Source organism: Marinobacter salinus (genome assembly GCF_001854125.1).
GTDB classification, from domain to species: Bacteria; Pseudomonadota; Gammaproteobacteria; order Pseudomonadales; family Oleiphilaceae; genus Marinobacter; species Marinobacter salinus.
The window spans coordinates 2,560,084-2,572,588 of record NZ_CP017715.1 but is presented as its reverse complement, the minus strand read 5'-3'; the positions used below and the strand labels follow the sequence as shown (position 1 = coordinate 2,572,588).

Below are 12,505 nucleotides of genomic sequence, written 5' to 3'. Positions count from 1 at the left end.
GGGTAAATGGCAAGGACGATTTGTGACGGAAGAATACTTGAGCGCTCAGGATGGTGGCGGCCTGTTCCCCAGGCTGCAGCAGCGATACGGATTGCGCGCTAATCCGCTGGAAATGGAAACGCCATTCTTCCCTGATGCCATGCGACATCATGCGCTCGAAACACTTCGCCACCTTTGTGGTTTTGGTGACATGGCGCTGCTGTTGACCGGGGCAGCCGGCTCCGGGAAGACTCGATTGCTCGCGGAGCTCGTTCGCAGTGAATCGTCACGTCTGGATTTTCATCGCATTCCCGCATCTGCGCTTACAAGCGCTCAGGCTTTGTCCCGGGCTTTGAAGGCTTTGGGACTTTCCGGTCTGCGGGACGGAGAGAACCCCCGGGAAGTGGTGTACGGATTCTTTCGATGGTCAGAATCCCGGGTCCGTAAAGGTCAGCGGATGGTGCTATTGATTGATGACGCCGATCGTGTACCGCCAGAGCTCCTGAAACTTATCCTTGCTGGCTTTCTTGCTTCGGAGCGTACTTCTGCTGCAGTGCCTGTGATCGCCGGCCCCGATAACCTTGTGGACGTTCTGGGTCTTGACGCCTCCTCCACCAACGTTCATCAGGTACATCTGCGCCCGCTCACCAAGGAAGAGCTGTTTGCCTACCTGGAGCCGAGGATTCAGCAGGCCGGAGGGAAGCCTGGCGAGTTGCTGAGTCCGGCTAGGCTGGCCAGAATTCACGCCCTGAGTCAGGGCAGCTTCTCCCGGCTCAAGCGCATAACGCCGGGCGTGTGGCTCGATATTGTTTCTTCTGCAAAGAGCGCGGACGATCACCCGATTCTTGCCTACAAAAACCTTGGTTGGCCGATTCTGGCATTGGCACTGCTTGGCGGATCCTGGTGGTTTGTATCGGAGCAGTACAACAATTCTGTTTCCGAGAGTGTCGCGCATTCGCTACAACCGGAGCCCATTCGAAAGAGTGTCACGATTGGGCCGGAGTCACCAGCCGGCGACGAGCCCGGTGAGGTCTTGCCGGACGAAGAGCAAACACCCTTGACGGGTGATTTCCCTGACCAGGATCCTGTTTCTGAGCCTGAGCCTGAGCCTGAGCCTGAGCCTGAGCCTGAGCCTGAGCCTGAGCCTGAGCCTGAGCCTGAGCCTGAGCCCGGGTTCAGCCCTGCCAACATCGAGCAGTTTGTCCCGATTGACACACTTCGGGCACGGGGGGGGTGGACGATTCAGCTGGTTGCCGGGAACCTCGAGCAGACGGCTCTGAACGTCCTTGAGCAACACCCCGAGCTTGAGGGTATTCTCTATACCAAAGGCGAGAGGCAGCCATGGTTTATGGTATTCTATGGCAGCTATGCAACCAAAGCCGATGCTGAGGCAGCCGCAGCGAAACTGCCTCGGGCGCTCAGGAACCAGTCACCCTGGATACGCACAACTGAAAGTTTGTGACGGCGTTTTTCGATGAGATAACTCGTTGTTTCGCAAGCCACCGGGCTGGGAAGTCCGGTTTCTTTTCCCCAAAATAACATCACTCTTATTTGAGTACGTATTTCTACGCGTGTAAAATAGCCAGCCCCCATTTTCAGTGTCGAAGGGTGGTTACACGGCTGCGCGCCAATTAACTCTTTGATTGAAAAGCATTTCTACGCGAGAGAACGCTTATGATGACAGGTTTGTATCATCCCGACGAATTCAGGGACAACTGCGGCTTCGGCCTGATCGCCCATATGAAAGGCGATGCCAGCCACAAGTTGTTGCAAACTGCCATCGAGTCGCTGACCTGCATGACCCACCGAGGTGGTATCGCTGCAGACGGGAAGACAGGCGATGGTTGTGGCCTCCTTATTCAGAGCCCGGATGCTTTCCTGAAGAAGGCTGCTAAGAGTGCCTTTGGCAAGGAACCCGGAGATGTGTTCGCCGTCGGCCAGGTATTCCTGAACCCGGACGAGGCCAAGGCAGCAGCCGGCCGCGCAGCGCTCGAGAAGCGCCTGACAGAGCAGGGTCTGGAGATCATGGGCTGGCGCGAAGTGCCGGTTGACGATAGCTGTCTTGGCCCTATGGCGCTTGATTGCCTGCCTCGCATTGAGCAGGTGTTCGTTGTGCCGGCCGGCAAGACTGATAAAGAATTTGCCATCAGTCTGTTTGTGGGGCGCCGTCATGCTGAGCGTGACATGGCCGATGACCCCGAATTCTATATTTGCAGCCTTTCCGACAAAACGCTGGCGTACAAAGGGCTGATGATGCCCGCGGACCTGGCGAATTTCTACAAGGACCTGGGAGACCCGGATCTGGAAACGGCAATCTGCGTATTCCATCAGCGGTTCTCTACCAACACCATGCCGCGCTGGCCGCTGGCGCAGCCGTTCCGGTATCTCGCTCATAACGGTGAGATCAATACCATTGATGGTAACCGCAACTGGGCTATCGCACGTGCTGCCAAATTCAGCTCACCGGATCTTCCGGATCTTCAGACCTTGCAGCCGCTGGTCAACCTGACCGGCTCCGACTCCTCAAGCATGGACAATATGCTGGAAGTGCTTCTGGCGGGAGGCGTCGATCTGTTCCGGGCGGTCCGTATGATGATTCCGCCTGCGTGGCAGAACGTCGACAGCATGGATTCCGAGCTCCGGGCCTTTTATGAATATAATTCTATGCACATGGAGCCCTGGGATGGCCCGGCCGGGCTGGTAATGTCTGACGGTCGATATGCGGTCTGTATGCTCGACCGCAACGGTCTGCGTCCTGCGCGCTGGGTGATCACCAAGGATGACTTCATTACGCTGGCTTCGGAAATTGGAACATACGGCTACCAGCCCGACGACGTTGTCGCCAAAGGGCGTGTCGGGCCAGGCCAGATGCTGGCCATTGATACCGAATCTGGTGAAGTGTTGCACACGAAGGACATCGATCAGCGTCTCAAGTCTGCCCAGCCCTACAAGCGCTGGCTGCGGGAAAACGCACTGCGGGTCGAAACCACGTTGAATCAGGATACTCCTGAGTTCAAGTTGATGGATGCCGATGAACTGTTGGTTCATCAGAAAATGTTCATGGTTACGTTTGAAGAGCGGGATCAGGTGCTTCGCCCGCTGGCGGAGAACGGCCAGGAAGCCGTTGGCTCAATGGGAGACGATACGCCGATGGCCGTGCTGTCCAGCAAGGTGCGCCACATCGCTGACTATTTCCGCCAAAAATTCGCTCAAGTAACCAACCCGGCAATTGATCCTCTTCGTGAGGCGATTGTGATGTCGCTGGAAACGTGCCTCGGCGCTGAACGAAATGTGTTTGAGGAAACTGCGGACCACGCTGACAGGATCATCCTGACCACGCCGGTACTTTCTCCGGCAAAGTTCCTCAAGATTACCAACAACGAGCGTCCCGGCTTTGAAGTCGCCCGCATTTCCATGAGCTACCGGCCGGAGCAGGGCCTCGAACAGGCTGTTCGCCAGGTGTGTGACGAGGCCGAGCAGGCGGTTCGTGACGGCAAAGTCATCCTGGTTCTGACGGACAAGGATCTGGAAGAGGGAGAATTGCCGGTCAATGCGATGATGGCCACAGGTGCTGTCCATCATCACCTCGTTGGAAAAGGTCTGCGCTGTGACTCCAACATTGTAGTGGAAAGTGGTTGGGCGCGGGATCCGCACCAGTTCGCTGTACTTTTTGGTTTTGGTGCGACGGCGGTCTATCCGTACCTCGCGTATCAGCTCTTGAACGATCTGATCCGTACCGGTGAGCTGCTGATGGATCCGATCGAGGCGAAGAATAACTACCGAAAGGGAATCAACAAAGGACTGTTGAAGATCCTGTCGAAAATGGGTATTTCGACCATCACCTCCTATCGGGGCGCCCAGTTATTCGAGGCTATTGGCCTTGCTGATGACGTGGTTGACCTGTGCTTCAAGGGTGTACCGAGCCGGATACAGGGTGCGGGTTTCTTTGATTTCCAGGACGATCAGGCCCAACTGGCTGCCGTGGCCTGGAAACCCCGTAAGCCGATTTCCCAGGGCGGTTTGCTGAAGTACGTTCATGGCCAGGAGTACCATGCATTTAATCCGGATGTGGTCGGCAAGCTTCAGGAAGCGGTGGCCAGTGGCGATTATGGTCACTACAAGGAATACGCCGGCCTGGTCAATGAACGCCCCGTGGCGACTCTGCGTGACCTGCTGGGATTCCGTAAGGATATTACGGCGATCGATATTTCCGATGTTGAGCCCGTAGAAGAGATTTTCCCCCGCTTTGACTCCGCAGCCATGTCCCTCGGCGCGCTCTCTCCCGAGGCGCACGAAGCACTGGCTGTTGCCATGAACACACTTGGCGGCCGTTCCAACTCCGGGGAAGGTGGCGAAGATCCTGCGCGCTATGGCACTGAAAAACGTTCCAAGATCAAGCAGGTGGCGTCCGGTCGCTTTGGTGTAACGGCAGAATACCTTCGCAGCGCGGACGTCATGCAGATCAAGGTTGCCCAGGGAGCCAAGCCCGGTGAGGGTGGCCAGCTACCCGGTGGTAAGGTGAATGACCTCATTGCCCGGTTGCGTTACTCGGTACCCGGCGTGACGCTGATTTCGCCGCCGCCGCACCATGACATTTACTCCATTGAAGATCTGGCTCAACTGATCTTCGATCTGAAGCAGGTTAATCCGCAAGCCCTGGTGTCCGTGAAGCTGGTCTCTGAGCCGGGTGTAGGAACCATTGCTGCCGGTGTTGCCAAGGCCTACGCGGATCTCATTACTGTCTCCGGTTACGATGGCGGTACCGCAGCAAGCCCCCTGACCTCAATCCGCTATGCGGGTTCTCCCTGGGAGCTGGGCCTGACCGAGACTCAACAGGCATTGAGAGCTAACGATCTGCGAGGCAAGATCCGTCTGCAGACCGATGGTGGTATCAAAACCGGCCTTGATGTTGTCAAAGGCGCGATTCTTGGTGCCGAGAGTTTTGGCTTCGGTACCACGCCGATGGTGGCTCTGGGCTGTAAATATCTGCGTATCTGCCATCTGAACAACTGTGCCACAGGTGTAGCCACGCAGAACGAGCATCTTCGTGAAGAGCACTTCAAGGGCACCGTTGAGATGGCCATGAACTTCTTCCGTTTTGTGGCGGAAGAAACCCGGGAATGGCTTGCTAAACTGGGTGTTCGCAGCCTCGAAGAACTGGTCGGTCGTGTCGACCTTCTGGAGCGTCTGCCAGGCGATACTGAACGACAGAAGAAGCTGGACCTCACACGGCTGTTGTCCAATGACAACATTCCGGCTGACAAGCCTCAGACCTGTCAGGTGGAACGCAACCACCCGTTCGACCGTGGGATACTCGCCGAAAAAATGGTGAAAGACACCGCTACGGCCATCGAGAATAAATCAGGAGGAGCCTGGTCGTACCGGGTGACCAACTGTGACCGGTCCATTGGTGCCCGTTTGTCGGGTGAAATTGCAGCAACCCACGGCAACCAGGGTATGGTCGATGCGCCAATCACCCTCGACCTCACCGGTACGGCTGGTCAAAGCTTTGGTGTCTGGAACGTTGGCGGTCTGAATCTGATCCTGGAAGGGGACGCCAACGATTACGTGGGCAAGGGTATGACTGGCGGCAAGCTGGTCGTCAAGCCGCCCCGTGGCAGCGAGTTCAAGACCAACGAGACTTCTATTGTCGGTAACACCTGCCTGTATGGTGCAACCGGCGGCAAACTGTTTGCAGCAGGTACAGCTGGCGAGCGATTTGCTGTGCGGAATTCCGGGGCTCATGCCGTGGTAGAGGGTGCTGGCGACCATTGCTGTGAGTACATGACCGGTGGCTTGGTAACCGTGCTTGGTAATATCGGGCACAACTTTGGTGCCGGCATGACCGGTGGTTTTGCCTATGTGCTGGACCAGAACAATACTTTCGTGGATAAGTACAACCATGAGCTGGTGGAAATTCAGCGGATTTCCAGTGAAGACATGGAGTCCTACCGTAATCACCTGCGTGGCGTCATTCGGGAGCATATCTCGGAGACCGGGAGTGAGTGGGCAGAGCACATTCTTGAGAATTTCGACGACTACATCGGCCGTTTCTGGCTGGTTAAACCAAAGGCTGCCAATCTTCGCAGTCTGCTGGCCAGCACCCGGGCGCGTCCGGAATAAAAACCGGGTCGAAATGGGTTCGGAGCGAGTGGCCCCAGGTTACCGCTCCTGTCGAAATTGAGCTGATGAGAGCATCGTGATGAAAGAACGTCTGAATAACGACTTCCAGTTTGTTGAGGTCGGGCGCGTGGACCCGAAGAAGGTTCCGGCCAAAAAGCGTAAGAAAGAGTTTGGTGAGATTTACTATCCGTTTACAGCAGACAACGCGGCTTCGCAGTCGCATCGTTGTCTGGAGTGCGGTAACCCCTACTGTGAATGGAAGTGCCCCGTTCACAATTACATTCCGAACTGGCTGAAGCTGGTTTCGGAGGGCAACATCATGAAGGCGGTGGAGCTGTGTCACCAGACCAACTCGCTGCCTGAGGTGTGTGGCCGGGTCTGCCCGCAGGATCGTTTATGTGAAGGCGCCTGCACGCTCAACGATGGCTATGGTGCAGTGACCATTGGCTCGGTCGAGAAATACATTACTGACACGGCCTTTGCGCTGGGCTGGAAGCCAGACATGTCGTCCGTTAAGTGGACCGACAAAAAGGTAGCTGTTATCGGTGCCGGACCTGCGGGTTTAGGGTGTGCCGATGTTCTGGTGCGCAACGGCGTGAAACCGGTCGTGTTTGATATCTATCCGGAAATCGGTGGTTTGCTGACCTTCGGTATCCCGGAGTTCAAACTTGAAAAATCCGTGATGTCACGGCGCCGCCAGGTATTCGAGGAAATGGGCGTGGAGTTCCGCCTGTCCACAGAAGTGGGCAAAGACGTGATGCTCCAGGACATGATGGACGAGTACGACGCGGTGTTCATGGGCATGGGAACCTACACCTACATGAAGGGTGGCTTCCCGGGAGAGAACCTGCCGGGTGTTTACGATGCGCTTCCGTTTCTGGTCTCTAACGTCAACCGCCGTCTCGGGTTTGAGAAGGATGAGGCTGACTTCATCGATATGAAAGGCAAGCGTGTTGTTGTTCTGGGTGGCGGTGACACCGCCATGGACTGCAATCGTACTTCTATCCGTCAGCAGGCTGAGAGTGTGGCCTGTGCCTACCGCCGGGATGAAGCCAATATGCCGGGTTCCCGCCGGGAGGTGGCGAACGCGAAGGAAGAGGGCGTGAAATTCCTGTTCAACCGCCAGCCCATTGCTATCATCGGAGAAGACCAGGTTGAGGGTGTGAAAGTGGTTTCCACCCAGCTGGGAGAGCCGGATGAGAACGGTCGTCGCCGTCCGGAAGTGGTTCCCGGCAGCGAAGAGGTTATTCCGGCGGATGCGGTTCTGGTGGCGTTTGGTTTCCGTCCTAGCCCGGCAGACTGGTTCGATGAGTTGACGGTGAATACTGACGATTCAGGTCGTGTAGCTGCGCCGGAAGAGGCGGAGTTCGCCTTCCAGACCAGCAATCCGAAGATCTTCGCAGGCGGCGACATGGTCCGTGGCTCAGATCTGGTCGTAACGGCTATTTGGGAAGGCCGTCAGGCAGCAGAAGGCATTCTGGACTACCTGGATATCTGATTGCCCGCTTGACCTCGATCAGGAGGGCGGCTTGCTGCGGGTAAGCCGCCCTTTTTTATTGTGGCAAACGGGGTATCATTGCTTCCCATTCGTGTATGACCACTCACAGACTGAGAGCCGTGAATTTTTATGACCGAGCTGAAGAATGACCGCTTCCTGCGCGCCCTGATGCGCCAGCCCGTTGATCGTACCCCGGTATGGATGATGCGCCAGGCCGGCCGCTATCTGCCGGAATACCGCGCCACTCGTGCCAGGGCCGGTGATTTTCTCAGTCTGTGCAAAAACACCCCGCTGGCCTGCGAGGTCACACTGCAGCCGCTGGAGCGATTCCCGCTGGATGCCGCCATCCTTTTCTCCGACATCCTGACCATTCCGGATGCTCTGGGGCTTGGGCTCTACTTCGAGACCGGTGAAGGTCCGAAGTTCAGGAACACCATTCGCTCCGAGGCGGATGTCGCGGCGTTGCCCAAGATCAACTCCGAAGTGGACCTCGACTATGTAATGAATGCCGTCTCCACGATTCGCGGCGCCCTGAACGGGCGGGTGCCGCTGATCGGCTTTTCTGGCAGCCCATGGACCTTGGCGACCTATATGATCGAAGGTGGCTCCTCCAAGGATTTCCGCGAGGCCAAAAAGCTGATGTACGGCCAGCCCGAGGTCATGCACCGGTTGCTGGACCACCTGGCGGATACGGTCATTGACTACCTCAATGGTCAAATCAAGGCGGGTGCCCAGGCGGTTCAGATTTTCGATACCTGGGGCGGTGTCCTCAGCAGTTGGGCGTATGAAGAATTTTCCCTGCGCTATATGAAGAAAATCGTTGACGGTCTGATTCGTGAACGTGAAGGTCGCCACATCCCGGTGATTCTGTTTACCAAGAACGGTGGTCAGTGGTTGGAATCTATTGCGGATACTGGTGCTGATGCTGTTGGCCTCGACTGGACCACCGATATTGGTATTGCCCGCGCCCGGATTGGTGATCGCGTTACTCTACAAGGCAATATGGACCCGGCCATGCTGTATGCGCCGCCTGCAAGGATTCGCCAGGAAGTGGCAGATATCCTTCGGCGCTACGGTACAGGCACTGGTCATGTGTTCAATCTTGGCCACGGTATTACTCCGGATGTTGATCCCGAGCATGCCAGGGCGTTTATTGAAGCTGTTGTTGAGTTGAGCCCGGAATACCACCGCTAATCCTGGGGGGTATTCGGCTCGACAGGTCCGATGACCTGAGTGGATGTTGACTCCTGTCCAGTCTATAGTCAGGTAAAACAAGACAGGTAAACAGGAGTAACCACTTGCCAGCCAAGACCCCCGAGAAACGCCGATTCCACAGGATCGAATTTGATGCGCCGTCTGAGCTGCACTGCCTGGAGAGCGTGTGGGCGACGAAGGTGCTCGATATTTCGCTGAAAGGCGTTCTGGTCAAGCGGCCGGAGGGATGGGATGCGCCGCTAAAACAGCCTTGCGAGGTGATTATTCATTTGAATGATCATGAGGCCGCTATTGTTATGGCTGTGGAGTTGCGGCATGTGGAGCCGCACAGGCTCGGTTTCAAGTGCCAGTACATTGATCTTGATAGCGCCACTCACCTGAAGCGGCTCGTTGAGCTCAATCTTGGTGATCAGGCGCTGTTGGAGCGAGAGTTTGCCCATCTCATTGATTAGAGGAAATTTCTCGCTTTCGGCATCCGACTGAGGAGTAGGTAGGCTGGATTGGCTGTCGACTTTCCAAGAATGTTGGAGGCCAGGCATGGTCGTAAACGCCAAGCCCAGCCGACCGGTTTACAGGTCTTCCAAGGCAGATAGCGCATCGCTCAGCTTGGTCACTGGTATCACCTTCATTCCCTCAATATCTTTACGAGGCGCATTGGCCTTGGGCACCAGCGCCCGGGTAAAGCCATGCTTTGCCGCCTCATAAATGCGCTCCTGACCACTGGGCACCGGCCGAATTTCGCCGGAAAGGCCGACTTCCCCGAAGATAACCAGATCCTGGGGTAGGGCGCGATCCCGAAACGAGGAAACGATGGCCGCCAAAAGCGCAAGGTCGGCGCTCGTCTCCGCCACCTTTACGCCCCCGACCACGTTCACAAACACATCCTGATCGGACACATGCATGCCGCCGTGGCGGTGAAGTACCGCCAGAAGCATGGCTAACCGGTTTTGGTCGAGACCTACCGCAACTCGGCGCGGGTAGCCGCCTTGCGCCATATCGACCAGCGCCTGGATTTCCACCAGCATTGGCCGGGTTCCTTCCCAGACCACCATAACGACGCTGCCTGGCGCCGCCTCCTCACCACGGTTGAGGAATATGGCGCTGGGGTTTTTTACCTCCTTCAAGCCTTGTTCAAGCATCGCAAACACGCCCAGTTCGTTGACCGCACCGAAGCGGTTCTTGATACCCCGCAGGGTGCGATACCGACTGTCGCTGGAGCCTTCCAGCAAAATGGAGCAGTCAATCATGTGCTCAAGGACTTTCGGGCCAGCGAGGCTGCCATCCTTGGTAACGTGGCCAACAAGGAACAGGATGGTTCCGGTCTGCTTGGCAAAGCGGGTCAGGTAGGCGGCGCTCTCGCGAACCTGGGAAACGCTGCCGGGGGCAGACTCTGTATCCGCCACGTGCATGACCTGAATACTGTCCACCACCAGAATGCGTGGCTTCTCGGTTTCGGCCACCTGCATAACCCGCTCAACGCTGGTTTCAGACAGCATTTTCAGGTCTTTGGTGGGTAAGCCAAGGCGTTTGGCACGCATGGCGACTTGCTGCAGGGATTCTTCGCCGGTCACATAGAGGGCGGGAACGCTGGCGGCTAAGTGACAGACAGCCTGGAGCAACAGGGTGCTCTTGCCAGCGCCGGGATGGCCGCCCATAAGAACGGCTGAGCCGGCCACCAGGCCTCCCCCGAGAACCCGATCGAACTCCTGCATGCCTGAGCTGATTCGGGGCTGTTCGGCAAGGCTGACGTCGTCCAGGCTCTGAACTTCCGACAGGCTGCCGGCAAAACCCTCGAAGCGGGACCCGCGAGCGCCTTTAGCATTACTGCGGACGCCGCGGACTTCGCCGACCGTGTTCCAGGCCTGGCAGGCAGTGCATTGCCCCTGCCATTTTGAATAGTCTGCACCGCACTCGGTGCAGACGTAGGCGGTTTTTGCTTTGGCCATCAGGCCAGCTTCTTGTACTTCATGCGCTGGGGTACCATTGCCGAGTCCCCCTTGCGCTGCTTATGATCTTCATCGTATTCGCTGAAGTTGCCCTCGAAGTAAACAACTTCTCCGTCGTCCTCGAACGCAAGGATGTGAGTGGCCACACGGTCCAGGAACCAGCGGTCGTGCGAGATGACCAGAGCAGAGCCCGGGAAATTCAGCAGCGCTTCTTCCAGTGCGCGGAGTGTTTCCACGTCAAGGTCGTTGGTGGGTTCGTCCAGCAGCAGTACGTTGCCTCCCTCCTTCAGCAACTTGGCCAGGTGCAGGCGGTTGCGCTCGCCACCGGAAAGATCGCCAACGCGCTTCTGCTGATCGCTACCCTTGAAGTTAAAGCGACCAACGTAAGCGCGAGAAGGGGTCTCGTAATTCCCGACCTTGATAATGTCATTGCCGTCACTGAGTTCTTCCCAGACTGTTTTTTCGCCATTCAGGTCGCGCATCTGGTCAACGTACGCCAGTTCGACGGTCTCGCCGACAGTAATAGTGCCAGCATCCGGCTGATCTTTTCCGGCAATCATCCGGAACAGCGTGGATTTGCCTGCGCCGTTACCACCAATGATTCCCACTATGGCGCCGGGCGGTACGCGGAAGGACACATCTTCATACAGTAAGCGGTCGTCGAACGACTTGCTGATGCCGTCCACTTCAATCACCTTGTCACCAAGGCGTGGTCCGGGCGGAATATAGAGCTCGTTGGTTTCGTTGCGCTTCTGGAATTCCTGTGAGCTCATTTCCTCAAACCGGGCCAGGCGGGCCTTACTCTTGGACTGCCGGCCCTTGGCATTGGAGCGAACCCACTCCAGCTCGTGTTTAACCGCCTTCTGATGAGCCGCTTCCTGCTTGGATTCCATTTCCAGGCGTTTCTCTTTGTTCTCCAGCCACTGGCTGTAGTTGCCCTCGAATGGTATGCCGTGACCACGGTCCAGTTCGAGAATCCAGCCGGCGACGTTATCCAGGAAGTAGCGGTCGTGAGTAATGGCAACTACGGTGCCGCTGTAATCGTGGAGGAAGCGCTCGAGCCAGGCTACGGATTCGGCATCCAGATGGTTGGTTGGCTCGTCCAGTAGCAGCATGTCCGGGCCGGAGAGCAGCAGGCGGCAAAGTGCTACACGGCGGCGCTCACCGCCGGACAGGTTTTTGACCGGTTGGTCCCAGGCTGGCAGTCGGAGGGCATCCGCGGCCACTTCCATCTTGCGTTCAATGTCGTGGCCATCGGTGGCCTGAATATAGGCTTCCAGCTCGCCCTGTTTTTTGGCGAGGGCGTCGAAGTCCGCATCGGGTTCGGCATAGGCAGCGTAGACCTGATCCAGTTCAGCCAAGGCGTTATGCACGCCGGAAACCGACTCATCGACGATCTCCTTGACGGTTTTTTCGTCATCAAGCTCCGGTTCCTGGGGCAGGTAGCCAACGTTGATGCCCGGTTGGGGCCTGGCTTCGCCGGTGTAATCCTGATCCACGCCCGCCATAATACGAAGCAGAGTAGACTTGCCTGAGCCGTTGAGGCCGAGTACGCCAATCTTGGCGCCCGGGAAAAAGCTCAGGGAAATGTCCTTGAGGATTTCACGTTTGGGCGGGACAACCTTGCCCACCCGGTTCATTGAGTATACGTACTGGGCCATAACTGGCTGTGTCCTCTGTTGTAATCGGAGGTAAATAAAAGAAACGTGTAGATAAGGCCCGTAAGGTAGCGAAACCGGAAAGC

7 protein-coding genes are annotated in these 12,505 nt (G+C 56.9%); 5 read left to right on the top strand and 2 right to left on the bottom strand.

Features of this window, described 5'->3' with window-relative positions; translation table 11 throughout:
* Positions 1 to 37 precede the first annotated feature (37 nt).
* The 5 genes from BKP64_RS11930 to BKP64_RS11910 all read left to right on the top strand — a co-directional run bounded on the left by BKP64_RS11930 (position 38) and on the right by BKP64_RS11910 (position 9,267).
* Positions 38 to 1,441 (top strand): AAA family ATPase, encoded by a 1,404-nt coding sequence (locus BKP64_RS11930; RefSeq protein WP_227515380.1) that lies wholly within the window; start codon positions 38 to 40, stop codon positions 1,439 to 1,441.
* A 212-nt stretch (positions 1,442 to 1,653) separates the two neighbouring features.
* Complete coding sequence (gene gltB / locus BKP64_RS11925) at positions 1,654 to 6,102, top strand: glutamate synthase large subunit (RefSeq protein WP_070970273.1); 4,449 nt, start codon at positions 1,654 to 1,656, stop codon at positions 6,100 to 6,102.
* A gap of 79 nt (positions 6,103 to 6,181) precedes the next feature.
* The gene (locus tag BKP64_RS11920; protein ID WP_070970270.1) at positions 6,182 to 7,600 is read left to right on the top strand and encodes an FAD-dependent oxidoreductase; all 1,419 of its coding nucleotides are present in this window, start codon (positions 6,182 to 6,184) and stop codon (positions 7,598 to 7,600) included.
* Between the two features lie 129 nt (positions 7,601 to 7,729).
* Positions 7,730 to 8,794, top strand: coding sequence for a uroporphyrinogen decarboxylase (gene hemE / locus BKP64_RS11915; protein ID WP_070970267.1), 1,065 nt, complete (start codon positions 7,730 to 7,732; stop codon positions 8,792 to 8,794).
* 104 nt (positions 8,795 to 8,898) lie between these two features.
* On the top strand, positions 8,899 to 9,267 hold the full coding sequence (locus BKP64_RS11910; RefSeq protein WP_070970264.1) for a PilZ domain-containing protein: 369 nt from the start codon (positions 8,899 to 8,901) through the stop codon (positions 9,265 to 9,267).
* Positions 9,268 to 9,384: 117 nt separating this feature from the next.
* Here BKP64_RS11910 and radA read toward each other — a convergent pair whose 3' ends face one another.
* Together radA and ettA are read right to left on the bottom strand one after the other, a co-directional pair.
* Entirely contained in the window at positions 9,385 to 10,761 is a 1,377-nt protein-coding gene (radA, locus tag BKP64_RS11905) for a DNA repair protein RadA (RefSeq protein ID WP_070970261.1), read from the bottom strand.
* Positions 10,761 to 12,422, bottom strand: coding sequence for an energy-dependent translational throttle protein EttA (gene ettA / locus BKP64_RS11900; RefSeq protein WP_070970259.1), 1,662 nt, complete (start codon positions 12,420 to 12,422; stop codon positions 10,761 to 10,763). Before ettA ends, radA begins: the two co-directional genes overlap by 1 nt.
* Positions 12,423 to 12,505 lie beyond the last annotated feature (83 nt).

Excerpts from the sequence above, each read along its gene's own strand:
- gltB (WP_070970273.1), top strand. The coding sequence starts at position 1,654 with ATGATGACAGGTTTGTATCATCCCGACGAATTCAGGGACAACTGCGGC.
- BKP64_RS11920 (WP_070970270.1), top strand. The coding sequence starts at position 6,182 with ATGAAAGAACGTCTGAATAACGACTTCCAGTTTGTTGAGGTCGGGCGC.
- hemE (WP_070970267.1), top strand. The coding sequence starts at position 7,730 with ATGACCGAGCTGAAGAATGACCGCTTCCTGCGCGCCCTGATGCGCCAG.
- radA (WP_070970261.1), bottom strand. The coding sequence starts at position 10,761 with ATGGCCAAAGCAAAAACCGCCTACGTCTGCACCGAGTGCGGTGCAGAC.
- ettA (WP_070970259.1), bottom strand. The coding sequence starts at position 12,422 with ATGGCCCAGTACGTATACTCAATGAACCGGGTGGGCAAGGTTGTCCCG.